This window comes from Hyalangium ruber (assembly GCF_034259325.1).
Classification (GTDB): domain Bacteria; phylum Myxococcota; class Myxococcia; order Myxococcales; family Myxococcaceae; genus Hyalangium_A; species Hyalangium_A rubrum.
In genome coordinates this window covers 308316-331926 of sequence record NZ_JAXIVS010000006.1, presented here as the reverse complement: position 1 = coordinate 331926, position 23611 = coordinate 308316, and the positions used below count along the sequence as shown (strand labels likewise).

Below are 23611 nucleotides of genomic sequence, written 5' to 3'. Positions count from 1 at the left end.
GCAAAGCTCCTCAAATCTGGGTCTGGAGGACCTGCTTGACGCCGCTGGTCGCCTTCTCGACGACCTTGCCGGCGAGGTCGAGCTCCTGGCTGGCGCGGTACACATGCGCCTGGAACGCCAGCAGCTCGGCCGGGGTGAACGTCCGGCCCGACTCGGCCAGCTTCAGGATGTGGTCCAGCCGCTTCTGCGCCTGGCTCACCCGATCCAGCATCTGCGTGGCCTGCTGAGCCCGCGCCGACTGCACCGAGTCCACCCGCCCCCCCGCCGTCACCTCCGCCTTGCCCGAAGCCGCCCGCTCCACCGTCTGCGCGCGGTGCGTGCCTCGCACCGCCTCCGAGGACACCGGGCGCGGCGCTCCCTCCGTGGCGACGGGCACTTGGGGACCTGTCCCCACGCCCTTCACGCCCTGCAGCACCTTGCCGAACTGCTCCTTGCCGGTCTCCAGCGCGGGAGTACTCCCCGCGCCGCCGACCGAACCGACCTTGTCGATCGTCATGGCGCCTGGGCCCCTAGCGAATGTTGTTGATGGCCGCCTTCGCGGAGTCGTGGCGGACCTTCATGATGTTGGAGACCGCGTTGTGCTCCCGGCTCTCCTGCTGCATCTCGTTCTGCAGCTGCAGGTAGGCCAGGTTGAACTTCTGGCCCTCCGCCGCCATCAGCTTCTGGGCCTCCAGCATGTCCCACGCCTCGCCCTTCCCCGTCGCCCCTCCCACGCTCCCCGAAATCCCCGCGCCACTCCCCGGCACCGGCACCGCCGAACTGCTCGTCGACGCCACCGAGGACACCACCGCGCGCACGCTGGACACCGCCGCGCTCACCACCGGCACTCCTGGAATCACCCCTCCGACGAGCCCCGCTCCCGTCGAGACGACCTCCTGCGCGGTGCGCGCCAGCACGTTGCCGAACTCGTTCTTCGGCGTCTGGCGGCTCAGGGTCGGGGTGATGGACATCGAAGCAATGCGGTTCTCGTTCTCCACGGACAGCCTCCTTGCGGTTGAACTCCGCCAGGGGCCCTTTCAGCCGCCGTGCCAACGCCCAAGTGCTTGAAAGCGCTCGGGGTTACCCGCCCCGCTCACCCTGGGAGTCCACGCGGCGGGACGGGGGTCCGGCCGCGCGTACTGCCCTCGCGCGCCGCCCGAAAAGTTGCGTCGCCGGGTTCCTGCTCCAGACTCGTCGCACCCTGTTGCACCCGAGGAGAGACCCAGAACATGACGACCACCCTTCAAGGCTCCCGCGCCCCGGATCGCTTCCACCCCCGCGTGGAGGCCAACCTCATGGTCAAGGTCATCCTCCCGGGGCGCGCCGTGGTGGCCAAGGCCAAGGACCTGTCCATGGCCGGCCTCTTCCTCCATGCCCAGCCCGCCGAGTCCATGCGGCAGCTCACCCTCTCCATCCCCCTGCCGGGAGACCGGGAGATCGTCGCCAACTGCTCCATCCTCCGCCGCGAGAGCAACGGCGTGGCGCTCGAGTTCGGCACGCTCGACTGGGACGACTTCCTCGCCCTGGCCCGCTTCCTCCACCCGCGCCTGCCCTGAGCGGCGCCGGGCTTCAGTGCGTGGCGACCGCCGCGCGCAGCCGGTCCACCAGCGACATCAGCTCCGTGCCCCGGAAGGGCTTCTGGATGTAGCCGTCAGCGCCCGCCTGCGTGGCGCTCTCCACATCCGCCTTCTTCGCCTTCGCCGTGAGCATGTAGAGCGGCACGCTCGCCGTCTTCGGATCGCTCTTGAGGATGCGGCACACCGACACCCCGTCCAGCTGCGGCAGCACCACGTCCATCAAGATGAGGTGGAAGGGGCGGCTCTTGGCCAGCTTCAGCCCTTCGATTCCATCGGCCGCGCACACCACGTCCACCGCCTCGTCGCTCAGCATCGAGCTGACCAGCTCGCGGATGACGGGCTCGTCCTCGACGAGCAGGATGTGGAACGGCACTTGGGGTTCGGCGGCGGCCATGGCTCTCAGGGCGAGACACTATTCCAGATGGGGGTTTCGTTACTCGTAGGCGAGCGCCTCGATGACGTCCAGCGACGCCGCCCTCCGCGCGGGGTACAGACCTGCGACCGCGGCACACAATGTGGCCGCCGCGGACATCTGCAGCGCCACCCCCGTGGGGAACACATACGGAAAGCGCCAGCCCGTGGATTGCTCGCCTACCGTAATCGTCACGATGAGCCCCATCACCGTGCCTGCCGCTACACCGATGAGGCCTCCTGACAGGCCGATGAAGGCCGCCTCACCGACGAAGAGCCGAAGCACGTGCGCCCGGGCTGCCCCCACCGCGCGCAGCAGGCCGATCTCCCGCGTGCGGTCCAGCACCGCCGCCAGCAGCGTGTTGATGACACCCAGCAGCGCCAGCAGCACCGCCACCGCCTCCATGGCGTAGGTGACGGTGAAGGCATCGTCGATGAGCGAGGTGACCTCCTGGCGCAGCTCGCCGTTGGTCAGCACGTACAAGTCATACTGGCGGCCGTGGGCCTCGGTGATGGCCTGACGCACCTCCTCCACCCGCGCCGGGTCCGACAGGTACAGCTCGAAGACGTCCACCTGGTCGTCCTGGAAGTGCGCCATGTACACCTCGCGCGACATCACCACCGTGCCCTGGTCCGAGGTGTAGTCCACCGAGACCGCGCCCACCGTATAGGTGCGCTGCCCCGTAGGCGTGGAGATCTCCAGGGTGTCGCCCACATGGAGGTCTCTGCGGCGGGAGAGGTTCTCGGAGACGATGATGCGCCCGGCGCTCCACTCCTCGGGCGTGAGCATGCGGCCCTCGAGGATGATGGGCTGGGCCCGCTGCTCGTAGATTTCGGGAACGAGCGACAGGATGTACACGCGCAGCCCGAGGACATCGTGCGGCAGCATCCGCACCCGCTCCACCTGCGCCACGCCCGGCAGCTTCTCGAAGGCATCTCCCAGCGCGGGCTTCATCGGCTGGTTCTGCACGCCCGCCATCCGCGCCGAGGAGGTGATGAAGAGGTCGGCTGGCACCGACTGGTTGATCCACTTGTGGGTGGAGCGCTGGAACGAGCCCACGAAGCCCGCGATGCACACCGCCAGCGCCACGCCGATGGCGAGCGCCGAGACGGGCACCGCCGTCCGCACGGGCGCCCGGGCGAAGTTGTCCGCCGCCAGCCGCCCGCTGATGCCCAGCAGCCACTCTCCCGGGCGCCGGTAGACGTACCACAGCCCCCGGAGCAGCGTCGGCGCCAGCAGTGTGGTGCCCATCATCACCAGGAACACGGACAGGTAGCCGCCTACGGGCAGGTTCTCCACCGGCGCGGGCAGCAGCGTCAGCGGGTACACCAACCCCAGGCACAAGAGCCCCATGGCCACGGTTCCCACGCGAGAGACGCCCGCCTCCGCGCCCGCGGCCGCGTCCCGGCGTAAGGCCTCCACCGGTGCCACGCGCGAGGCCCTCAGCGCCGGCCACAACGCCGCGAACCCGCTGCCCAGCACGCCCAGCCCGATGCCCAGCCCTAGCTCCAGCGCGGTTACCGTCACGTCGCGCGCGTTGACCTTCACGTACAGGCTGGAGATGGAGTCGGAGACCACACCGATGGCGCCCCGGCCGATGAGCACGCCCAGCGGCAGGCCGAGCACGGTCCCCAGCGCACCCAGTCCCACCGCCTCCAGGGTGAACAGCGCGCGGATGCGCAGGCGCGAGGCGCCCAGGGCCCGGAGCGTGCCGATCTCCCGTCGCCGCTGCACCACGCCGATGGAGATGGTGTTGTAGACGAGGAACACGCCCACCAGCAGCGCCACGCCCGAGCCCAGGTTGAGCCCCATCTGGAAGCTGCGGACCATCGTCTCCACCGAGCCGCCCCGGCGCGAGGGACGCTCCACCTCGAAGGCTGGCCCCAGGGCCTGCTTCAGGTTCTGGAGGGTCGCCTCCACGCCCACCTTCGGGTCGGCCGCCACGTCGATGCGGTCCAGCACCCGGTCCCGTCCGAAGGCCACCTGCGCCGAGGCCACGTCCATCACCGCCACCGAGCCGCCGAACGCCTTCACCGGCCCGGACTCGCGGATCAGCGCATGCACGAAGAAGTCCTGCGCCCCGCTGGAGGTCATCAGCCCGAAGCGGTCTCCCACCTTCAAGCCGTGCTCGCGGGCAAAGCGCTCGGACACCAGCATCCGATCCGTGGAGTTGAGGAACTCCAGGTCGTCCGACAGCACGCCGATGTCCCGGTCCACGCCCTCGTAGGTCCGGAAGTGTCCATCATCGAGCAGATCCACGCCCATGACGTAGAGGGCCTCGCCCGGTGAGCCCTGCACCGGAGCGATGAAGGTGATGCCCCCCGAGGCATGCGCCACGCCCGGCACCGCCCGCACCTGCTCGAGCACCGCTTCGTCGAAGCCCACCCGAGCGCCCGCCACGGTGATGTCCGCCTTGCCCGCGATGGTGTCCACCGTGGAGCGGAACGCATCCATCACCGAGCGGTTGATGGAGGTAACCCCCACCATCGTCGCCACACCCACCGCCACGCCCATCAGCGTCAGCGCCGTGCGAAGCGGCGCCTGGAGAAAGTGCCGGAAGGAGATCAGCCGCAGCAGAGGGAGGTACACGCCCCCCCACCTTAACCCCTCGCCCCCTTGGAGGTAATATGACCGCGTAATGGCCGAAAACCTCGAATGTCCCGAGTGCCATGCGCCCATCGCGCCGGATGACTTCCAGTGCGAGAGCTGCGAGCTGTTGCTCAACCCGCACCTGGCGTCCGGTGAGTACGTCATCACCGAGCCCACCATCGTCCGGGCGCTGCTCTCCCCGCCGATGCGCACGGCCTCCCAGGAGATGCCGGCCGTCCCCGCGCGCTCCACCGTTCATGACGCCGTCACGGTGCGCTTCGCCATCCCCATCGACGAGGGCACGATCCCCTACTTGAGCGCCGGCCTGGACGACGCGCTCCAGCCCCTGCACCCCTTCGAGGCCTATGTGGCCTCCTTCATCGACGGGACGCAGACCGTCTCCGCCCTGGCCCGCGCCGCCCGGCTGCCGGAGATCGAGATCAAGGTCGTGCTCAAGTCGCTCCTCGAGCGGCGGATGGTGGAGCTGCACCGCCAGCCCGTTCCGCGCCCTCCCGAGGAGGAGCTGCCGCTGCTCAATGGTGTGGAGTTCCTCGAAGAGCCCCCCGCGCCACCTCCCGCCGCTCGCCCCGCGCCGCCCCCGCCGCGCCTGCCCATCGTTCCCCCTCCCGCGCCCACGCGCCCCGCGGCTCCCGCTCGGGCTTCCACCGCGACCCCGCCGCCGATCGTCCCTCGCATTCCCTCCACGCCTCCTCCGATCGCCAAACCGCCGCCCCGCTCCAGCGCCACCCCGCCCCCTCTGCAGGAACCCGCCAACGCGTCTCGGTCCACGGAGCGGACCGAGGACTTCCTCCAGCGCGCCATTCGACTGGAGCGCGAGGGGCAGGTGGACCGGGCCATCGAGGTGCTCAAGCGCGGGCTGGCGCGGGCCTCGTCCCCCGCTCCGCTCTACAACAAGCTGGCGCTCATCCTGGTGAACCAGCGCAAGGACTTCTCGCAGGCCTCGGAGCTGCTCGAACAGGCCGTGGAGCTGGAGCCGAACAACCCCGTCTTCCAGCAGAACCTGCTGAAGGTGGTGGCCCTGGCGGCGAGCGCCCAGACGGGCAGCAAGGGGCGGAAGGGCGGTCGCTCCTCGCGCTTCAGCTGACCGGGCAGCGCGCTTACGGCATCTCGCCGTCCAGCAACCGCTCCGCCTCCTCGCGGGAGAAGGCCAGGTAGGCCTCGTGGCGGATCTCCTTGCTGGTGCGCGCGAACTGGAGCGCCGTCTGCGCGGCCTTGCCAACGATTCGCACCGTACGGCCGGACTTCTTCTCGCGCGCCGTCTCGATGACCCGCTTCAGCTGGACCACGCCCTCCGTGCCCAGCGGCTCGGCGGTGCGCAGGTCCGACACCATGTCGAAGCCCGGCCGCATGCGATCCATCTCTCGGATGATAGAGTCGGCGACACCCTTCGCCTCGGTGTCGTCGATCTGGCCCTCGATGCGGATGAAGATCCGGTTCTTGCCCACATCGGCATGAATGTCGACGACCACGTGTGGCGACCTCCCAGGGGCGAGAAGGGTTAGCCCCCCAGGCTTCTCGGACCGCCAGTCTACCTGCTTGGGATGGGAGTCAAGCTGCCTGCTCGTGAACCGGCTCGTCTCCCACGATGACGCCATCCGCCAAGCGGACGATCCGGTCCCCGACCGCGGCCGCTCGGGGGTCGTGGGTGACCATCACCACCGTGAGTTGGCGCTCGCGGGTCGCCTCGCGCAACAGCCGGAGCACTTCTGACCCTGTCCTCGAGTCCAGGTTGCCCGTGGGCTCGTCGGCCAGGAGCAGGGCCGGTTGCGTCAGGAGCGCCCGCGCCACCGCCACGCGCTGCATCTCTCCGCCCGACAGCTCGTCCGGGCGGTGGTGGGCCCGGCCTCGCAGCCCCACCGTCTCCAGCAGGGCCTCGGCGCTCGCCTGCAGCGGAGCGCTCGAACGGCCCGCCAGCAGCCCCGGCAACATCACGTTCTCCACCGCCGTGAGCGTGGGCATCAGGTTGAAGAACTGGAAGATGAAGCCCAGCCGCTCCCGCCGGAACGTCGAGAGCGCGGTGTCGTTCATCCGCGACAGCTCCTGCCCGTCGATGCGGATGCTCCCGCTGGTGGGCACATCCAGCGCCCCCAGCAGGTTGAGCAGCGTGCTCTTGCCCGAACCCGAAGGCCCCATCACCGAGAGGAACTGTCCCCGAGGCACCGTCAGCGACACGCCCCCGAGCGCCCGCACCTCCGTGCGCCCCCGGCGGTACACCTTCGTCGCCTCGTGGACCTCGATCATATCTCCGCCACACCCTCGCGCTCGGTCCACCCCTCCAGGCCGTTGGGCAGGCGGATGCGCACGTAGCGCCCCGTCTCCTCCAGCAGCCGCACCTTCAGCCCCGCGTGGACCTCGAAGAGCACCTTGGCTTCGCCGCGAGGGAACTCCCGCGCCACCAGCGTGGGCGAGAGCACCACCGCCTCATGCACCGACTGGTGGATCCACACGTGCGCCGCCAGCAGCGCCCCCGCCGGCCCCGACACCGTGAGCGCCACGCCCGCGAGCACCGCCGCCCACGTGCGCTTGCCTGGCGTCAGGTAACGGAAGAGCAACAGCAGGCCGAAGCCCGCCACCCATGCGCCCAGGAACACCCAGCCGATGACCACTCCCGGCGTGGCCTTCACCACGCGCGTGAGGAAGTCCTCCTCCAACGTGGCCCCTTCCACCTTGTCCACCTGTCGGGCGCGGGCCAGCGCGAGGTTGGCTTCCAGGTCGGGAGCGCGACCGCCCTCCTTCCAGGCGCGCTCCAGCGCGAGCGTCGCCCGGCCCAAGTCTCCCAGCGCCAGGTACGTGGTGCCCAGGTTGTACTGCACGTCCGGGCCACCCTGTCCGTGGGAGAGCAGCTTCTCGTAGCCCTCCTGCGCGGTCTTGTATTCCTCACGGGCGTAGGCCTCGTTGGCCTGGGTGAAGAGGGCCTGGGCCTCCTCGGGCGTGTAATAGCCCTGGGAGAGCATCGTCGCGACGAGCATGGCGGTGATGGCGCTCACTTCTCCCACCCCTCCATCACGGCCGCCGCCTCGTTGAGGATGCGCTCCCGCTCGGACAGCTCGGCGCCGCCGCCGAATCGGCCCATGTCACAGGCCTCCAGCACGAAGAGCACCCGCGAGCGCCGCGCCGGCTCCACGTTCGCCGCCGCCATCTTCTCGCCCAGCGCCTCGCGGGTGAGCCCCACCACGGGCGTGGCCAACCGGGCCTCCAGGAAGGCGTTCAGCGCCTTCTCCACCTCGGCGTAGAAGGCGGTGCTGCTGCCCTGGCCTCGGAGCTTCTCCGCCTCGGCCAGCCGCTTGCGCGCCGCCTTCGCCTGCTGCTTGTTGCGGCCCGCCTCCGTCTGCGCGAAGAGCCGCCCGCGCACCTGCCCCAGCAGCACCGCCCCGAACAGGAGCCCCACCGGCGCCAGCACCGCGGGCAGGAAGAAGGCCCGCTGCCACACCGGCGTGGAGGGCGCCACGAAGCGCGCCTGGTAGCGCAGCGGCCGCAGGCCTCCCGCGGTCAGCACGTTCTTCTGCTCGTTGGCCGAGTCCTGCATCGGCGTGGGCGTCGGCCCCTGCTGCGCCACCGCGCCCGAGCCCGCCTCCACGGTGATGGTGACGGCGTCGGTGCGCGCCACGTCGTACTCGCGGCGGCGCGGATCGAAGTAGGGGAACTCCAGCCCCGGGAGCGTGAAGGTGCCCGTGCGCTGCGGCATCACCAGGTACTCCTGCACCCGCTTGCCCTGGATGCGGTTCTTGCTCGGAGAGACCCGGTCCGTCGTCGTCGGGTCGTACACCTTGAGCGACTGGGGTGCATTGAGCTTGGGCGGGCTGACGTTCTTCACGTTGCCCGTGCCCTCGAGGATGATCTTCACGGTGACGGGCTGGCCCAGCTCCACGCGGGTGGGCGACACGTCCATGGACAGGTGCCAGTCACCCACGTGGGCGTTGGCCATGCCCGGTGGCGCGCCCGGTGGCAGCGGCTTCACCTTCACCTTGAGGACGTTGGACACCCGATGCACCCGGTGGCCGGCGAACAGGAAGCCGGTGGTGATGTCCGCCTCGGCGGCGGTGATGGTCAACGTGCCCGACTTCACTGGGAACAGCGCGCGGCGGCGCAGCAGGTAGGCGCGGTAGGGGATGCCGTTGATGACCTTCTGCTCACCCGAGAGCTGGGTGGGGCTCTCCACCTCCTCGCTCCAGAAGCCCTCCAGCTTGGGCATGGTGACGGCGTCCACGCTGGACAGGTCCACGCGTGAGTAGATGTAGAGCGACAGCGTCGTCTGCTCGCCCACGTACACGTCATTGCGGTCCAGGCTCGCGCGCAGGAACAGGTCCGAGTCTCCGCGAGGAATCGTCGGGCTGTCCTCCAGCTCCTCGAACGGATCCGGCATGGGGAAGTTGCGGAACGGATCCGGCAGCTGCGGGCGTGTGGCCTGCCCCTGCTGTCCCGGAGGAGGCCCCATCCGCCCCTCGCGCACCGTCATCTCGATGGACTCGGTGCGGTAGGTGCGGCTGGCGGTCGTGAGCACCGCGGGCGGGATGGTGAGCTTGCCGGGGCGGCTCGCCCGCATCAGCAGGGTGTGCTTGGTGATGTCCTGGATGACGGCGGGGCCTCCACCCGACAACTGGATGGAGCGCTGGCTGCCACGCGACGAGGAGAGGACCTCGAAGTCCTTGGGAGCCGGCAGCTGCACCTGCGCGGACGGAGGCGCGTCCACCGCCACCACCGTGAGGCGAAAGGTGTCTTCGGTGCCCACCTCGGTCCGGTCCACCGATTGGTAGAACTCGATCTCCGCCCATGCTGGCGACGCGGCCAGCAGGGCAAGTACGGCGAGCACCGCCGTCCGGCCGCTACCAGTCCTTCTCATTGGGCTTCCTCTGCTTCTTCTGCTGGAAACGCCACAGCTGGAGATTCTTCTCGTTCTGCTTCATCGCATCCAGCAGGCGCTCCGCCTCCAGCCGGTCGATGTCCTCCGGGCTGACACCCGCGTCCACCTCGGACTCCGTCTGCTCGTCGCCCTCGGTGCCCGCATCCACCCCGCCATCCTGCCCCTCCCCCTCACCTTCTCCTGAACCCGCGTCGGAGCCACCATCCGAGCCGCCGTCCCCTTGGCCCTCTTGCTGCTGGCCACCATCCCCGCCGCCGTCCATCCCACCGTCCCCTCCCCCATCGGCGCCGCCATCGGCACCGCCATCGGCGCCCCCGTCCATGCCGCCATCTGCTGGAGGGCCCGCATCCGCGCCCGCATCCCCACCGTCCGTGCCCCCATCCACCGGGCTGCCGCCGTCTGCCTTCTGGCCCCCATCCTGCCCCGCATCCGGGCGACCGCCATCGGTGCCCCCGTCGTTGCCGCCGTCCGAGCCGCCATCCGGCCCGCCACTCTGCTGGGGCGGCGGCAGGTTACGCAGCACCACCTCATAGTTGTGCCGGGCCAGCGCGTCGTTCGGATCCAGCTTCAGGGCGCGCCGATAGGACTGGAGCGCTTCCTTGCGCTCGCCCAGCCCCGCGTGGACATTGCCCAGGTTGTACCAGGCCTTCTGCTGCAGCTCCGGCTGGTTGGACTCGGCCACGCGCTGGAGGGCCGACTTCGCCTCCGCCACCCGGCCCAGCTGGGCGAGCGCGACGGCGCGGTTGTACTCCACCGCCGGATCATCCGGCCGCTCCTTCTTGGCGGCCTCGAAGGCGTTGAGCGCCTCTTCATACTTGCGCGCGTCGTACGCCGCACGCCCCTCGGCCACGCGCGGGTGGTCCACCTCCAACGGCCCCGCCGCCCACGCCGAAACGGGCAGGACCAGTCCCACGACCAGCACCAGCCCCAGCACGCCGACTCCCAAGCCCGAGCGCCTCATGAGGCCCTCCGGCGCGAGGAGGGCAACAGCAGCATCCCCGCCACGAGCAGCGCCAGGCCCGGCACCGCGTAGTACTGGAAGCGCTCGTCGTAGCGAACCGTCACGCGGCTCTCGAGCTCGCTCTTCTGCATCTTGTCGACGCGCTCCACCACCTGACCCATGGCCACGCCGCGCGGCTGGAAGAAGAAGGAGCCGCCCGTGGCCTCGGCGATGGCCGTGAGCCCCGCCCGGTCCAATCGGGTGATGACCGTCTCGCCCGCGGAGTCCTTCTTGTAGTCCACGAACTCGCCGCGCCGGTTGTAGATGGGGATGGGCTCGCCGCTCTCCGAGCCAATGCCCACCGCCAGCACCTGCACGTTGCTCTCCTTGAGCGCGTCCACCGCCTCGGTCACCTCTCCGAAGAGGTCCTCGCCGTCCGACAGCAGGACGATGACGCGCTCCTTGGAGCCGCGGTCCGCGTTGTCCAGCACCTGCTTGGACAGCTTCAGCGCCGCGCCGATGTTGCTGCCACCCTGCGGCATCTGCTCCGGCTCCACCGCCCGGAGGAACAGCTTCACCGCCGAGTAGTCCGAGGTGAGCGGCGACTGGATGAAGGCATCTCCCGCGAAGACGACGAGCCCCACGCGGTCGCCCTTCAGCTCGTCCAGCAGCGTGGCCAGCTCCAGCTTGGCGCGGTCCAGGCGGCTGGGCTGCACATCGCGCGCGAGCATGGACTTGGAGGCATCCAGCACCACCACCACGTCGATGCCCTTGCGCTTGGTCACCTCGCTCCTGCTGCCACACTGGGGTTGGGCGAGCGCGAGCGCGAGCAACACCAGCCCCAGGCCGTAGAGGCCGCCCTGCACCGCCGGACGCCACTGAGAGACCCCAGGGGCAAGCCGTGACACCAGCCGCTCGGCCAGCAACGCGCGCACCCGCGAGGAGCGCCGCAGCGCCAGCCCCAGGGTCATCAGCCCCAGGATCAACCCCACCCCGCACAGCAGCAGGAACAGAGGCTGGGCCAGGCCCGCCTGGTAGCCGAGGAAGGTAAATCGCCAGGCCTCCACGGAAGGCATCACGGGAAGACCCTCAGGATGGTGGCGCGCAGGAACAGCTCCAGCGCGGCCAGGGCGAAGGCCAGCAACAGGTACGGGTGATAGTCCTCGCGGTAGGTGGCCGAGGCCCCACCCTCCATCAGCTTCGAGCGCTCCAGCGAGTCGAGGACCTTCTGGAGGCCCTGCTTGAGGCCCTCGGGGTCCGTGGCCCGGTAGTACTCGCCGCCGGTGCGCGCGGCGATGTCCTGCAGCAGCTCGGGGTTGATGGGGATCTCCGTGTCGCGCCACACGGTGTTGCCGAACAGGTCCGTGCCCTGCGGAAAGGGCACCTTGCCGCCCTTCCCCACGAGGATGGTGTAGATGGGGATCTTCAGCGCCTCCGCCATGGAGGCGGAGTCCAGCGGGGAGATCTTCCCCGCGTTGTTGTCGCCGTCCGTAATCAGCACCACCACGCGGCTCTTGGCCTCCGAGTCGCGCAGGCGGTTGAGCGAGGTGGCCAGCGCGTCGCCGATGGCGGTGCCGTCCTCCAGCACCCGAGTGCGCAGCTGCTTGAGCACCTCGCGCAGCACGCCGTAGTCCAGCGTCAGCGGCGCCTGGGTGTAGGCCGCGCCGGCGAACACCACCAGGCCGATGCGATCATTGACGCGGCTGGTGATGAACTCGGCGAGCACCTCCTTGGCCACGTGGAGGCGGTTCTGCGGGCGGAAGTCGCCGGCCTCCATGGAGGTGGACAGGTCCAGCGCCACGACGATGTCGATGCCCTCCACGCTCAGGTCTCGCACGCGCGCGTCGCGGGACTGGGGCCGGGCGATGGCGAGGATGGCGGCCACCACCGCGACGATGCGCAGCAGGGGCAGCACCGGCAGCAGGTACGCGCGCAGGCCCCGGTTCTGCAGGGCGAAGACATGCGCGGCGGAGAAGCGCAGCGTCGCGCGGCGGTGACGCTCGCGCCAGGCCTGGTACAGGAGTACCGGCACGATCAGCAGACCCCACAGCGCCTGGGGGCTATGAAACGCGAGGTCCAGGGGCATTGTCAGGGGGCAGCGGGGAGGTAGGGGCCGAAGGCGTGGGCGGCAAAGGCGGGGCGTAGGTCTTCTCGACGAGCTCGTAGCCGAAGACGAGCGAGGCCTCGCAGGACTCGGGCGGAGCGTCGGCCCGGGCGTACTTCACCATGTCCGACTCGGAGACGAAGCGCATCAGCTTGTCCTCGGGCAGCCCGGGGGTCTGCAGCTTGCGCAGCGAGGCGAACAGCTCGGAGCTCGTACACTCCAGGGCCTCGAAGCCGTAGCGCTCGCCGAGGTAGCCACGGACGATCTCCGAGAGGCGGAAGTAGAAGTCCTTCACCCGGCCCTTGGAGGGCAGGCCCTCGGCCCGGAGCGAGTCCAGGGCCTCGCGGGTGCGCACATCCAGCGGGGCCAGCGGTTTGACGTCCACTACTTCCGGGCGCGGGCGCCGCAGCCACTTCACCAGGGCCCAGCCGAGCAGGCCGGCCGCCAGCACGCCGAGCAGGATGAGCACCAGCCGCCACGAGCGGATGGGCACCTCGATGGGCGCCCGATAGTCGAAGAGTCCGGCGCCCTCCTCCTCCGCGTTCTGCGGCAGCGTGGGCAGCACCTCCACCTTCATGCCGGGCACGGAGACGGTCTGGCTCACACCCGGGGCGGTGAGCTCGAAGACGAGCTGCGGCAGCGTGAGCTCGCCCAGCTCGAAGGCGGACATCTTCAGGCGGAAGGTGGTGACGGAGCCCTCCTGGCCGTCCTGGCGCTGGCGGGTCTGCTCCAGCACCTCGAACTGCTCCAGCTCCTTGGGAGGCAGCAGCTCGAAGCGCTGGTCCTTGGCATGCGTGAGGACGAGCTCGTAGGTGAAGGGCTCCCCGATGTGCGCCTGCACGGGAATCACCCGGCCGTTGACGTCCCAGGGCGCGACTTCGCCCGTGCCCGCCACGCCCCCATCCAGCACCTGAGCCTGGAGCGGCTGCGGGGCCACATCCCCATCCGCGCCGCGTCCTGAGCCGCAGGCGGACAACCCGAGCAGGAGCACCAGGAGAAGCAGCCGCCTCATGCCGCCATCCTCCGGGCCCGCGCGCGGAAGAAGTGCGCAAGCGCCTTGCCGTGGTCCGCGCCCGCGCGCAGCTCCACGGTGTCCAGCTCCAGCTTCTTGAAGAGCTTGAGCCGCTCCTGGCGCTGGGCCTGCATGAAGCGGGCGAAGCGGCCGCGCACCCGAGGCGCGCTGGTGTCCACCACGAAGCGCTCGCCCGTCTCCGGATCCTCCATCTCCACCAGCCCCAGCTTGGGGAACTCCGCCTCCAGCGGATCGGAGATGACCACCGGCACCAGGTCATGCCGCCGGGCCACCAGCCGCAGCGGCTTCTCATAGTCGCGAGCGATGAAGTCCGAGATGAGGAACGTCACCGCTTTGCGCTTGGCCACCTGCCGCAGGTACATCAGCCCCGAGGCCAGGTCCGTGCCCCGACCCTGGGGCTTGAAGGTGAGGATGTCGCTGATGAGGCGCAGCACGTGCGAGCGGCCCTTGCGCGGCGGCACCACCTTCTCCACCCGGTCCGAGAAGAGGATGAGCCCCACCCGGTCATTGTTGGCGATGGCGCTGAAGGCGATCTGCGCGGCCACCTCGGCGGCGACCTCCGCCTTGCTGCGCTCCTTGGAGCCGAACTCCTTGGAGGCCGACACGTCCACCAGCAGCATCACCGTCAGCTCGCGCTCCTCGGTGAAGACCTTGACGTAGGCCTCGTTCATGCGCGCGGTGACGTTCCAGTCGATGATGCGAATCTCATCCCCGGGCTGGTACTGACGCACCTCGGAGAAGGCCATGCCGCGGCCCTTGAAGACCGAGTGGTACTGACCCGCGAGCATGTCCGAGACCACCTTGCGGGTCCGGATCTCCAGCTTGCGGATTCGGCGGATGAGGTCCTTCGGGAGCACGGGGCGCTCGGGGGCTCGGGGGCTCGGACAGGGCTTACGGCACTTCGACGCGATCGAAGACGCGCTGGATGATCTTCTCCGAGGACAGCTCCTCGGCCTCGGCCTCGTAGGTGACGGAGACGCGGTGGCGGAGCACGTCATAGGCCACGGCCTTGACGTCCTCGGGGGTGACGAAGCCGCGGTGGCGCAGGAAGGCGTGGGCGCGGGCGGCCTGGGCCAGGGCGATGGTGGCGCGAGGGCTGGCGCCGAACTGGATGTAGTCGGCCAGGTCCTTGAGGCCGTACTTGCTCGGCTCGCGCGTGGCGAACACCACGTTGAGGATGTACTCCTTCACCTTCTCGTCCATGTAGATGGCGTGGACGAGCTCGCGGGCGCGGGTGATGTGCTCCAGGCCGATGACCTTGGAGGCGCGCGGGGAGGAGCCACCGGACATGCGGTCCATGATGACCTTCTCCTCGTCGCGGGTGGGGTAGCCCACCTTCACCTTGAGCATGAAGCGGTCCACCTGGGCCTCGGGCAGGGGGTAGGTGCCCTCCTGCTCGATGGGGTTCTGGGTGGCGAGCACCAGGAAGGGCGCGGGCAGGCCGAAGGTCTGGTCGCCGATGGTGACCTGGCGCTCGGCCATGGCCTCCAGGAGGGCGGACTGGACCTTGGCGGGGGCGCGGTTGATTTCGTCCGCGAGGACGATGTTGGCGAAGATGGGGCCCTTGCGGACGGTGAAGTTGGCCGTCTGCTGGTTGTAGATCATCGTTCCCACCAGGTCCGCGGGCAGCAGATCCGGGGTGAACTGGATGCGCATGAAGGTGGCGCTGAGGCTGTCGGCCACGGTGCGCACGGTGAGCGTCTTGGCGAGGCCGGGCACGCCCTCCAGGAGCACGTGGCCGTTGCAGAGCAGGCCGATGAGGATGCGCTCGAGCATGTAGCGCTGGCCCACGATGACCTTGCCGGTCTCCTGGTTCAGGGCTTCGACGAAGCTGCTTTCCTGTTGCACCTTCTCGGTGAGCGCGCGGATGTCCGTGTTCATGTCCCCTCAAGTAGGCGCAAACGGGCGGAAATGGCCGGCCAGCGTAGGTTTTCCGGGTATCCGGCTCAACACCGCAGAAGGCCTGGCATTCCGGTAAGGTGTCGGCCCCCACCCACCGGAGTCCTCATGCCCGTGTGTTTCCGGAAGGCCGCCGCTCGGAGTTTCCCCCTCCCCCCGAGGGCCTTTCGGGTAGGCCGGGCGTGACGCCGCTGGTTCCGGGGCCGATGGAGGCGCACCTGTTGGGGCAGCTGGCCCCGGTGGTGGCGCCACGCTCGCACTGGCTGCCCAGCGGAGGGACGCTCCGGGCGCTGGAGGGGGGCGAAGGCCCCACGGTGGTGCTGTTGCACGGGCGGGGGCACGCGGCGCCGATGTGGTTCTCCTACCTCACGGTGCTGGCGAGGGGGCGGCGAGTGCTGGCGTTGGACCTGCCGGGATTCGGGCTGTCCTCGGCGCCGGAGGGGCCGGTGCGCACGGCGGAGGACGGGGTGCGCTTCTTCACCGAGCCGGTGGAGGAACTGCTGAAGGTGCTGGCTCCAGGGCCGGTGGCGGTGGTGGGCCACTCGCTGGGAGGGCTGGTCGCCGTGGAGCTGGCGCTGCGGGGCCGGGTGCCGGTGGAACGGCTGGTGCTGATTGACTCGATGGGGTTGGGGCCGGAGATGACGCGCCGGGCGCGCCTGTTCTTCCGGGCGGGGCCGGAGCGAGTGGCCCGGAGCCTGGGGCCGGGGATGTTCCACCGACTGTTGCCGCCGCCGGAGACGCCGCTGGGGCAGCGGCTGGGGATGCTGGGGTACGAGTTGCTGGCGGTGCCTGGGGGGCGACCGAGGGCATCGAAGGCGTTCGACACGCTGGTGCCGCTGGCGGGAGAGGTGTTCCACCGGAGGGAGCAGCTCGCGTCCCTGCGCCAGCCCGCGCTCCTCGTCTGGGGAGAACGGGAGGACACCCTGCCCGTGTCACTCGCGGTGGAGGCAGCCAAACGCTTGGCCGAGGTCCGCCTGCTGCGCGTGGTGGCTGGGCACAGTCCTCACTTGGAACGACCGGAGGTGGTGCTCCCGGCCATCAAGTCATTTCTTGATGATGCCCCAGGGCAGCACCCACCGTCCTCTATACCTCCTTGAACTTCGCCCCTGTGGCTCTGATGCCTTCCAGTGCCGCTTTGATTTCCTCTGAGACAAGGAGCACCACCAACCATCCCCAAGGGCGGAAAACCTTGGCGTCACCGACCATTGAGGAGTTGATGCGCATTCCATGGACGGCTCGATAGTTTCCCGTCTTCTCCGGGCGTCCGTCCTCGGGCTTCCAGTACTGGACCTCAGCGGAGGCTTTGTCATCAATACACCTCACGACCCGGGTGACGTTGAGGACAAAGTACTCTTCGGCCTGGCCTTCAACCTCCACTGGGACGAGTTGCACGTCTTTAGGGGCAAGACCCGTGAAGAGTGAGGCCACCCTTGCGTGAACAACGGGGGCACCGCCCACAGGGGTCACACTGAAGTCCAGTGGCTCGCCGGGGCGATCCATCGGAATCCGAAGACGCCCCTCAACATCCACGGGCACTCCCCTCTCGAATTGCCACAGGTCCACCTCACGCCCCTGGGCGTCCACGGGGTCATCCAGATACCAACGCCCGGGCACATGGACATCCTCGAAAAGGTCAAAGTACCGCTTGGGCATCCAGTACTCCTTGATGTCACTCGCTCCGGGTGACCAGCTTGTTGAGGTAGGAGCCCTTGGTGGAGAGTTCCTGAGCCAGTTTCTTGAGTTCCACGGTCAGCGCCTCTCGGCATTGATGCATGCTGCGACACTCTTTCATCGCATCGCGCAACCGCCGGAAAACCTCCCGATGGTACTCCTCGGGGTGTGGCCCTTGGTGGCCCATGACACGCACCCTGTTCGCTGAATCGTTCAGCGACATGCCAGCCCGGTCAAAGAGCTTCTGGAACTTGGGAGTCCACGGACCACCACTGTGTGCGGCATCGAGCCACTTGTCAGTGGCAATATGGTGCCACTGACCTTCCCCTTCCACCGGCGCGGCAACAGCTCCGCGCAGGCCCTCCGCAGTCGAGGCGACAGCATTGGGGGGAAGGGCCATGGTGAACACATCAGCGGATACAGCCACTGCTTCAACCTGGGCCACTGCTGTCAGCCGGACTCCCACTTCCGCCGCGCCCACCACCGACGCCTGCGCCGAACCTGGGAGGGTAGGTATCTTGGCCGAGAGACTGGAGGCAGTCTGGCCGATGGCCGCCGACAGCAGCAGCGCGAAGGCTCGCGCCGCGTTCTGCCCCATCACCTTGCCGTATCTCTCACCAGCAGCACGAAGCTCCGAGAACGAGGTGGCGTGGTCGGCTGCATCCACCAGTCGCCTCCAGCCCTGAATGAGCGTCCAGAACGTGTCCACCCCGACGTAGCAGATAAAGCTGGCCGTCACGACCGTCGCCAGCCCCTTGGAAAATACCGGCTCGGGCGCCAGCCACATCACGGCGTAGATGGTCATCGCCCAGAGAATGGCCGCTTTGACCGCTTCGGGGTCAGCCATGTCCTTGAAGGCTTTCATCATCTCGGGCAGCACCTCCTCCATGGCGAAGGACATGGCGAGGGCGTATCGGCCATCCCCGTTGAGTACCGGGCTGTTGAGCAACAGCCGCAAGCAGTCCCGAGGCTTGCCCGCAGCCTCGCAGAACCGCACGTACTCCTGAGTTACCGCCTCGTCCACCTGGGCCCATTGCGCAGCAGGAATCTGTTCGCGCAAGGGAACGACTCCCTGGCGCTTTGTGTAGCCGTACCAACCGCTACGCGGAGGGACGTCGAACATCTCTCGAGCGGCCATCTCAGGATTGGCCAGGAGCCTCCACTGCCTGGCTTCCTTCGCGATGGCCTTGGTGAACTCGTCCTCCTCGAGTTCGACCCGTTCGGCCTCGTCCGCGCGAGAGACGAGAAGGAGGGGCTCGCCATGGCCTGTGTCGAGGCGTACCAGGCGCGAGGTACTGCACGCGGTGGACAGGACCAAGAACAGGACCGTAACGCCAAGATGCACTGGCATGTAACTCCCTCCAGATCAGGAAGGGAGTCAGGCTACGGGAACGTCATCCCCGTGAGGATGATGCTCTGGGTCCCATCCGCGTCCCGACCGCCACAACCCATCGAATCTCTGCTGCACTCTGGCCGCTTACCCGGTTGCCGTTGGCCATGAGCCACCAATCGCAGCCGTCCTCAATCGGGCCAACCCATGAACTTGCTGGCTGGTGTAACCCGCGCCTTCAAGGCAAGACAGAACGGCGCGGAGGAGCGCTTTCCAGGCCCCCACAAACGAGCCTCTCTCCACACGAACCCGTTCACGTCCGGTGAGATTCACCGCTCCTGGTTCATCACGTGAGTCAGCGCGCACATCCACTTCGGACTCGTTCCATTTCACCGTCCACCGGAACGGGAACCCCGATGAAGGCCAGTCCACCTGGTATGAGCCTGTCCCCGTCTTTTCGACCGCGAGGACCAGTTCGACAATGTCCTCCAGCATCACGCTGATGTCGTATTTGTAGTTCAGGGACAACGTCACCCCGTTCCACTCCATCAAGACACTTTCTTCCAGGGGCAACACTGTCTGCGCGGCTTCGTTCAAAGTCCCGTCTGACTCAGCACGAGAAGCCACACAAACAAGCATCCCTGCCTTGAGGGCAAACACCCCGGCGTTCTCCCGCTCCCCCGCTACTGCACGCCGTCGAACGTGGCCACGCTGTCGTTGTTGAGCCCTGCCCCGTTCGCCTCGTCCGTGTCCAGATGCATGTCCAAGGCGAACTGCTCGTTCACTCGGACGATGACATCTCCGAAGATCGTCTCGCGCTCTCCCTCGACTCGCACGCGGATGACGTTCTTGTCCTGCACCCCGAAACGACGCGCGTCCTCCGGGTGCATATGCACGTGACGGTGCGCCAGGATGACGCCGTGGTCGATCGCCACCGTCCCCTTCGGCCCTCGCAGCGTCAGCCCCGGTGTGTTGTCCAGCTTCCCCGACTCGCGCAACGGCGGGTTCACCCCCAGCGCGATCGCGTCCGTTCGGGACACCTCGACCTGCGTCTCCTTCCGCAGCGGGTTGATGATCGCCACCCGCTCGATCGTCCCCTTCGGCCCCACCAGGTCCACCGTCTCCCGGCACACGTACTGCCCCGGCTGCGACACCTGGCGGCGCTCCGTCAGTTCGTAGCCCGCGCCGAAGAGCGCATCGCAGTGCTCCCGCGTCAGGTGGACGTGGCGCACGCTCACTCCCACCGGAATCGCGTGCCCGCTCACCCGCTGCCGCGCCGCCGTCGGGCCCGCCGTCACCCGCACCACCTCGCGGGCGATCATCCGCTCCTCGTCCGTCGCCACCACCAGCACCTTGGTTGGAGCTCGCGGCGAAGCAATGTCCACCACGCCCCCAGAGCCCCGCGCATCCGCGTGCTGGTTCTTGTCCGCGTCCAGCACCACGCCCATGTAGACCAGCGAGTCGCAGACCGCCGTGCGCACCTTCACACTGTTCTCGCCGATGCCTCCCGTGAAGACGATTGCGTCCACTCCGCCCAGCACCGCCGCGTACGCGCCGATGTACTTGCGGATGCGGTGGACGAACACCTCGATCGCCAGGCGCGCCCGATCGTTTCCTCCCGCCGCCGCCTGCTCGATGTCTCGGAAGTCCGAGGAGACGCCCGAGATGCCCAGCAGCCCTGACTTCCGGTTCAGTGCCTCGTCCACCGCGTCCGGCGTCATTCCCTGCCGCCCGAGGACGATCGACAGCGCTGGGTCTACGTCTCCCGAGCGCGTGCCCATCACCAGCCCCTCCAGCGGCGTCATCCCCATCGAGGTGTCCACCGAGCGCCCGCCGTCAATCGCGCACACCGACGCGCCGCCGCCCAGGTGGCAGGTGATGAGCTTCAGCCGAGACTGGTCCGTCTTGAGGAACTCCGAGGCGCTCGCCGCCATGAACTGGTGGCTCGGGCCATGGAAGCCGTACCGGCGTACGCCGCGCTCCAGGTACAGCTCATAGGGCACCGCGTAGACGAACGAGTGCGGCGGCAGCTCGCCATGGAACGCCGTGTCGAAGACCGCCACGTGGACGGCCTTGGGCAGCGCCGCCTCCGCCGCCTCGATTCCCGCCAGGTTCGCCGGGTTGTGGATCGGCGCGAACTGCGCGCACTTCGAGATGATGTCCTTCACCTCGGGCGTAATCACGCAGGGGCGCACCAGCTTCTCACCGCCATGCACCACCCGGTGCCCCACCGCTCGCAGCTCGGACACGTCCTTGAGCGCGCCGCCAGGGCCTGTCAGCCGCGCCAGCACCGCCTCGAGCCCCGCGCGCGTCGTGGGCGCGGAGATCTCCGCCTGGGAGCGCGTCTCGCCCACCCGCCACTTGTGGACCGCCTGGGGCGAGCCCACCCGCTCGACCACCCCTCCCGCGAGGATCGCCTCCGTATCCATCTCGTAGAGCTGGTACTTGATCGAGGTGCTCCCGACATTGATGACGAGGACTTTCATGGGACGCGAATTCTGCCGGATCAGGTTTTGAGGGTCGAGCGCGGGAACCGGCCTCCTCAGGGGCCTACCCGTTGGCTCCTTTCCTCCGTGCCTCCAGAGAATTCATACTCTCAGTGAATTTCAGCTCCCTGCCGCTGGAGGTCCCTCTCCCATGTCTCGCATCCCGGGTTCCTCGTTCTTCCGCCCTGGTGTCCAGGCGCAGTCGTCCTCCAAGCCCCAGACGACTTCCCAGAGCCAGGCACAGCCCACCCCGCAGCAGGCGGCGCTCCCGTCCGCGGGCGCGGCGGACGTGTTCACCTCCGGCTTCTCGAACGATCGCAACGCGGCGCTGCGCAACTTCGCCCTCACCGGACAGGTGCAGCCCCAGCAAGTCAGTGTCGCCACCACCGAACAGGTGGATGGCGTCGGCTCGGGCGTCAACCGCCCCGCCCTCAACGGCACATATGGCGCCATTCGCGGCTACCTCGAATCCCAGATCGCCCAAGGGGCAGGCGCCGCGGCGCTCATGACTCGCGGGGTCTCGATCGGCCTCGAGTACCTGCACCAGAACCACCCCGACATGAGCACCCGGGAGATGATGGACTACGTCATGGCCTCCATGGGCTCGCTGCTCGTGGGCCCGGACTGGTCCAATCAGCTCAACAGCATCGCCAACGGCAACTCGGTGTCGACGCTGATGGACTCCCTCAAGGAGATGCACCCCGACGCCTTCCTCGGGCTCAGCCTCTCCTCGGGCGTCGGCGACCAGGACGCTGGGGGCGCCTATCAAGACCCCGACCTGCGCGCCGAGTTCCAGGACGGCACGGACAACCAGGCCTTCCACTGCTTCTTCTGGGTGCTCGCGGGCTACGTGGGACAGGGCGGCACGGTCTCCACCGTCGTCTCGAACGTCGGCAACCTCAAGCACGAGATGTTCGACGCCGAGGCCTCCGGCAACGACTGGCTCGCCAGCCACATGTCCATGGAGCTCGGGGCGACGCTGGCCGCCATGGGGGGCACCGGTGACTGGGATGTGGTCAAGAAGTCCCAGGCCGTCATGAGCGGTGTCCTCTCCGGCAGCCACCTGGTCAGCTACGCCATCGGCGATGAGACCGTCGATGCCTCCGAGCTCAGCCAGGCCACCTCGGACTACACCGACCGTCGCATCGGCGAGCTCCAAGGCAACGCGTACTACGTGGCCGTCTCGGTCCTCGAGAGCGTGCGCCAAGCCCTCGGCCTGGGGTGACGGCGTCGGCTACAGCCCATACGAAAAGCGCGGAAGGAGCGGCCCCTCCTTCCGCGCTTCGTTCCCCCTGGAAAGCAGACACCGTTTGGAGCGGTGCCTGCCCTTCATCTTGCGGATGCCATGCCAGCCCTCGCTGGCGCCTCTTCCCTTGGAAAAACAGGGCCTTGCCCAAGCACCGAAGCCTGCTGCGTCCGGATGGGACGCAGGCGCGTTCCGATGGGACGCACGCTTCTTCGGGAAGATCCTCCGCGGGCACCGTTCAACCGTCGACTCACTCACAAGGAGCAACACCATGAAGATGTCGTGCATGAAGGTGCTGGGTTCGTTGCTGGTGCTCTCGCTGGCCGCCTGCGGTGGAACGGAGGCCGAGCCCGAGCCGCTCACCCCGGAGGAGGGCGAGGTCTCCGCCATGGCGACCTGCTACGCCTACCTGCTGGACGGTGCCAACTTCTCCGGGGCGCAGCTGGCCCCGTGGCCGGTCACCGGAGGCGTGGGCTCGTGCATCAACCTGCCGGCCGTTTCGGACAACCGCACCTCTTCGTTCCGGCTGGCCGGCTGTGCTGCCGCCTTCTTCGACGGCCCTGGCTGCACGGGCGCCTCCTTCGTGGCTCCCACCAGCGCCAACATGCCCGTCGGGTTCGACAACCTCACCACCTCGCTGCGCTTCCAGTAGGCCCTACCCCGCCGGCTGGAGCACGAAGATGCGATCCAGCCGGTTGCTCCCGCGACCTACCGGCGAGTCGAGCCGGTAGTCGAAGTCGTACATGGCCCGTACCCGCAGGCCCGCGCTCCGGAACAGGCGCCGGGCCTGCGCCAGGTCATAGGTGCGGAAGAACCAATCCGTCTCGACGAGCATGTCCTTGCCCGGCCCCCGGATTCGCAGCCGGTTGCGCATGGGCGAGCGGCGCAGCCGCCGATCCGGCAGCCCCTCGCGGGTGTTGCAGATGACGGTGTCCCGCCCCACGCGCCCCACCCAGCGCTCACGCTCGAAGGTGTCACGCGTGTACTCGGTGAGGTGGAAGCCCAGCACGTACAGGCCCTCGGGCTTCAGCAGGCGCCGTGTACTCTCCAGGTGGTCTCGCGCCGCCTTCTCACTGTCCAGGTAGCGGAAGGTCGACACCAGGTTGAAGGCCAGATCCACCTGGCCCTGCACCTCTGGCGCCGAGAAGGACTCCATGCGCGACTGGAAGAGGCGCACCCGCCGACGCCACGCCGGCTTCAGCCGCCGCCGCGCGTGCTCCAGCATCGGCTCGGAGATGTCATAACCCACCACCTTCATCCCTCGGCGCGCGGCCTCCTCCACGAGCCTCCCCGCCCCGCACGCGGGCTCGAGCAGCAGCGAGCCTCCCGTGCCCAGGCGCTCGTTCACCGCGAGCAGGAAGTCCATCTCCTTCTCGGTGTCCGTGCCGAAGATGGCCTCGTAATACTTGGGATGGGTGTACCAGTCGGAGCGTCGTTCCATAGGGCCGGATTCGCAGGGGCGC

General features: G+C 68.5%; 24 protein-coding genes. 5 read left to right on the top strand and 19 right to left on the bottom strand.

Annotated elements, in window-relative coordinates; all coding sequences use genetic code 11:
- Positions 1 to 10: 10 nt before the first annotated feature.
- Together SYV04_RS19470 and SYV04_RS19465 are read right to left on the bottom strand one after the other, a co-directional pair.
- Positions 11 to 496: an ATP-dependent helicase HrpB gene (locus SYV04_RS19470; protein WP_321547332.1), complete on the bottom strand. Its 486-nt coding sequence runs from the start codon at positions 494 to 496 to the stop codon at positions 11 to 13.
- Positions 497 to 509: 13 nt separating this feature from the next.
- Positions 510 to 977, bottom strand: coding sequence for a hypothetical protein (locus SYV04_RS19465; RefSeq protein WP_321547331.1), 468 nt, complete (start codon positions 975 to 977; stop codon positions 510 to 512).
- 231 nt (positions 978 to 1208) lie between these two features.
- On the opposite strand from SYV04_RS19465, the gene SYV04_RS19460 reads away from it, so the two are divergent.
- A complete protein-coding gene (locus SYV04_RS19460) occupies positions 1209 to 1535 on the top strand; it encodes a PilZ domain-containing protein (RefSeq protein ID WP_321547330.1) in 327 nt (108 codons plus the stop codon).
- A gap of 13 nt (positions 1536 to 1548) precedes the next feature.
- Here SYV04_RS19460 and SYV04_RS19455 read toward each other — a convergent pair whose 3' ends face one another.
- Together SYV04_RS19455 and SYV04_RS19450 are read right to left on the bottom strand one after the other, a co-directional pair.
- Entirely contained in the window at positions 1549 to 1950 is a 402-nt protein-coding gene (locus SYV04_RS19455; RefSeq protein WP_321547329.1) for a response regulator, read from the bottom strand.
- Positions 1951 to 1989: 39 nt separating this feature from the next.
- Positions 1990 to 4557, bottom strand: a complete 2568-nt coding sequence (locus SYV04_RS19450; RefSeq protein ID WP_321547328.1) for an ABC transporter permease — start codon at positions 4555 to 4557, stop codon at positions 1990 to 1992.
- Between the two features lie 49 nt (positions 4558 to 4606).
- Here SYV04_RS19450 and SYV04_RS19445 point away from each other — a divergent pair, with 49 nt between their 5' ends.
- Entirely contained in the window at positions 4607 to 5662 is a 1056-nt protein-coding gene (locus tag SYV04_RS19445; protein WP_321547327.1) for a tetratricopeptide repeat protein, read from the top strand.
- Between the two features lie 13 nt (positions 5663 to 5675).
- Here the strand turns inward: SYV04_RS19445 and SYV04_RS19440 are convergent, their stop codons facing one another.
- The 10 genes from SYV04_RS19440 to SYV04_RS19395 all read right to left on the bottom strand — a co-directional run bounded on the left by SYV04_RS19440 (position 5676) and on the right by SYV04_RS19395 (position 15397).
- On the bottom strand, positions 5676 to 6047 hold the full coding sequence (locus SYV04_RS19440; RefSeq protein WP_321547326.1) for a hypothetical protein: 372 nt from the start codon (positions 6045 to 6047) through the stop codon (positions 5676 to 5678).
- A gap of 79 nt (positions 6048 to 6126) precedes the next feature.
- Positions 6127 to 6819, bottom strand: coding sequence for an ABC transporter ATP-binding protein (locus SYV04_RS19435; RefSeq protein ID WP_321547325.1), 693 nt, complete (start codon positions 6817 to 6819; stop codon positions 6127 to 6129).
- On the bottom strand, positions 6816 to 7532 hold the full coding sequence (locus tag SYV04_RS19430) for an SH3 domain-containing protein (protein ID WP_321547544.1): 717 nt from the start codon (positions 7530 to 7532) through the stop codon (positions 6816 to 6818). Before SYV04_RS19430 ends, SYV04_RS19435 begins: the two co-directional genes overlap by 4 nt.
- A gap of 29 nt (positions 7533 to 7561) precedes the next feature.
- Positions 7562 to 9418 (bottom strand): BatD family protein, encoded by a 1857-nt coding sequence (locus tag SYV04_RS19425; protein WP_321547324.1) that lies wholly within the window; start codon positions 9416 to 9418, stop codon positions 7562 to 7564.
- Positions 9402 to 10400, bottom strand: a complete 999-nt coding sequence (locus tag SYV04_RS19420) for a tetratricopeptide repeat protein (protein WP_321547323.1) — start codon at positions 10398 to 10400, stop codon at positions 9402 to 9404. Before SYV04_RS19420 ends, SYV04_RS19425 begins: the two co-directional genes overlap by 17 nt.
- Positions 10397 to 11455, bottom strand: coding sequence for a VWA domain-containing protein (locus SYV04_RS19415; protein WP_321547543.1), 1059 nt, complete (start codon positions 11453 to 11455; stop codon positions 10397 to 10399). Before SYV04_RS19415 ends, SYV04_RS19420 begins: the two co-directional genes overlap by 4 nt.
- Positions 11455 to 12411 carry a vWA domain-containing protein gene (locus SYV04_RS19410; RefSeq protein WP_422723951.1) on the bottom strand — a complete coding sequence of 319 codons (957 nt, stop codon included), beginning with the start codon at positions 12409 to 12411 and terminating at the stop codon, positions 11455 to 11457. Before SYV04_RS19410 ends, SYV04_RS19415 begins: the two co-directional genes overlap by 1 nt.
- A gap of 28 nt (positions 12412 to 12439) precedes the next feature.
- Complete coding sequence (locus tag SYV04_RS19405) at positions 12440 to 13495, bottom strand: hypothetical protein (protein WP_321547321.1); 1056 nt, start codon at positions 13493 to 13495, stop codon at positions 12440 to 12442.
- Positions 13492 to 14373: a DUF58 domain-containing protein gene (locus SYV04_RS19400; protein WP_321547320.1), complete on the bottom strand. Its 882-nt coding sequence runs from the start codon at positions 14371 to 14373 to the stop codon at positions 13492 to 13494. Before SYV04_RS19400 ends, SYV04_RS19405 begins: the two co-directional genes overlap by 4 nt.
- Before the next feature lie 34 nt (positions 14374 to 14407).
- A complete protein-coding gene (locus SYV04_RS19395) occupies positions 14408 to 15397 on the bottom strand; it encodes an AAA family ATPase (protein ID WP_321547319.1) in 990 nt (329 codons plus the stop codon).
- A gap of 224 nt (positions 15398 to 15621) precedes the next feature.
- Here SYV04_RS19395 and SYV04_RS19390 point away from each other — a divergent pair, with 224 nt between their 5' ends.
- Entirely contained in the window at positions 15622 to 16512 is an 891-nt protein-coding gene (locus SYV04_RS19390) for an alpha/beta fold hydrolase (protein WP_321547542.1), read from the top strand.
- On the opposite strand, the gene SYV04_RS19385 is transcribed toward SYV04_RS19390, so the two are convergent.
- The 4 genes from SYV04_RS19385 to SYV04_RS19370 form a co-directional block, all read right to left on the bottom strand.
- Positions 16499 to 17068 (bottom strand): imm11 family protein, encoded by a 570-nt coding sequence (locus SYV04_RS19385; protein WP_321547318.1) that lies wholly within the window; start codon positions 17066 to 17068, stop codon positions 16499 to 16501. The genes SYV04_RS19390 and SYV04_RS19385 overlap by 14 nt on opposite strands.
- 16 nt (positions 17069 to 17084) lie before the next feature.
- Positions 17085 to 18437: an AHH domain-containing protein gene (locus SYV04_RS19380; RefSeq protein WP_321547317.1), complete on the bottom strand. Its 1353-nt coding sequence runs from the start codon at positions 18435 to 18437 to the stop codon at positions 17085 to 17087.
- A gap of 126 nt (positions 18438 to 18563) precedes the next feature.
- The gene (locus SYV04_RS19375; protein WP_321547316.1) at positions 18564 to 19076 is read right to left on the bottom strand and encodes a hypothetical protein; all 513 of its coding nucleotides are present in this window, start codon (positions 19074 to 19076) and stop codon (positions 18564 to 18566) included.
- A gap of 23 nt (positions 19077 to 19099) precedes the next feature.
- Positions 19100 to 20902 carry an acetate/propionate family kinase gene (locus SYV04_RS19370; protein ID WP_321547315.1) on the bottom strand — a complete coding sequence of 601 codons (1803 nt, stop codon included), beginning with the start codon at positions 20900 to 20902 and terminating at the stop codon, positions 19100 to 19102.
- Positions 20903 to 21053: 151 nt separating this feature from the next.
- On the opposite strand from SYV04_RS19370, the gene SYV04_RS19365 reads away from it, so the two are divergent.
- Together SYV04_RS19365 and SYV04_RS19360 are read left to right on the top strand one after the other, a co-directional pair.
- A complete protein-coding gene (locus tag SYV04_RS19365) occupies positions 21054 to 22127 on the top strand; it encodes a hypothetical protein (RefSeq protein ID WP_321547314.1) in 1074 nt (357 codons plus the stop codon).
- Between the two features lie 292 nt (positions 22128 to 22419).
- A complete protein-coding gene (locus SYV04_RS19360) occupies positions 22420 to 22800 on the top strand; it encodes a hypothetical protein (protein WP_321547313.1) in 381 nt (126 codons plus the stop codon).
- A gap of 3 nt (positions 22801 to 22803) precedes the next feature.
- On the opposite strand, the gene SYV04_RS19355 is transcribed toward SYV04_RS19360, so the two are convergent.
- The gene (locus tag SYV04_RS19355) at positions 22804 to 23589 is read right to left on the bottom strand and encodes a class I SAM-dependent methyltransferase (RefSeq protein ID WP_321547312.1); all 786 of its coding nucleotides are present in this window, start codon (positions 23587 to 23589) and stop codon (positions 22804 to 22806) included.
- Between the last annotated feature and the right edge of the window lie 22 nt (positions 23590 to 23611).

Excerpts from the sequence above, each read along its gene's own strand:
- SYV04_RS19470 (WP_321547332.1), bottom strand. The coding sequence starts at position 496 with ATGACGATCGACAAGGTCGGTTCGGTCGGCGGCGCGGGGAGTACTCCC.
- SYV04_RS19460 (WP_321547330.1), top strand. The coding sequence starts at position 1,209 with ATGACGACCACCCTTCAAGGCTCCCGCGCCCCGGATCGCTTCCACCCC.
- SYV04_RS19455 (WP_321547329.1), bottom strand. The coding sequence starts at position 1,950 with ATGGCCGCCGCCGAACCCCAAGTGCCGTTCCACATCCTGCTCGTCGAG.
- SYV04_RS19445 (WP_321547327.1), top strand. The coding sequence starts at position 4,607 with ATGGCCGAAAACCTCGAATGTCCCGAGTGCCATGCGCCCATCGCGCCG.
- SYV04_RS19435 (WP_321547325.1), bottom strand. The coding sequence starts at position 6,819 with ATGATCGAGGTCCACGAGGCGACGAAGGTGTACCGCCGGGGGCGCACG.
- SYV04_RS19430 (WP_321547544.1), bottom strand. The coding sequence starts at position 7,532 with ATGCTCTCCCAGGGCTATTACACGCCCGAGGAGGCCCAGGCCCTCTTC.
- SYV04_RS19425 (WP_321547324.1), bottom strand. The coding sequence starts at position 9,418 with ATGAGAAGGACTGGTAGCGGCCGGACGGCGGTGCTCGCCGTACTTGCC.
- SYV04_RS19420 (WP_321547323.1), bottom strand. The coding sequence starts at position 10,400 with ATGAGGCGCTCGGGCTTGGGAGTCGGCGTGCTGGGGCTGGTGCTGGTC.
- SYV04_RS19415 (WP_321547543.1), bottom strand. The coding sequence starts at position 11,455 with ATGCCTTCCGTGGAGGCCTGGCGATTTACCTTCCTCGGCTACCAGGCG.
- SYV04_RS19405 (WP_321547321.1), bottom strand. The coding sequence starts at position 13,495 with ATGAGGCGGCTGCTTCTCCTGGTGCTCCTGCTCGGGTTGTCCGCCTGC.
- SYV04_RS19395 (WP_321547319.1), bottom strand. The coding sequence starts at position 15,397 with ATGAACACGGACATCCGCGCGCTCACCGAGAAGGTGCAACAGGAAAGC.
- SYV04_RS19390 (WP_321547542.1), top strand. The coding sequence starts at position 15,622 with ATGGAGGCGCACCTGTTGGGGCAGCTGGCCCCGGTGGTGGCGCCACGC.
- SYV04_RS19385 (WP_321547318.1), bottom strand. The coding sequence starts at position 17,068 with ATGCCCAAGCGGTACTTTGACCTTTTCGAGGATGTCCATGTGCCCGGG.
- SYV04_RS19380 (WP_321547317.1), bottom strand. The coding sequence starts at position 18,437 with ATGCCAGTGCATCTTGGCGTTACGGTCCTGTTCTTGGTCCTGTCCACC.
- SYV04_RS19370 (WP_321547315.1), bottom strand. The coding sequence starts at position 20,902 with ATGAAAGTCCTCGTCATCAATGTCGGGAGCACCTCGATCAAGTACCAG.
- SYV04_RS19365 (WP_321547314.1), top strand. The coding sequence starts at position 21,054 with ATGTCTCGCATCCCGGGTTCCTCGTTCTTCCGCCCTGGTGTCCAGGCG.
- SYV04_RS19360 (WP_321547313.1), top strand. The coding sequence starts at position 22,420 with ATGAAGATGTCGTGCATGAAGGTGCTGGGTTCGTTGCTGGTGCTCTCG.
- SYV04_RS19355 (WP_321547312.1), bottom strand. The coding sequence starts at position 23,589 with ATGGAACGACGCTCCGACTGGTACACCCATCCCAAGTATTACGAGGCC.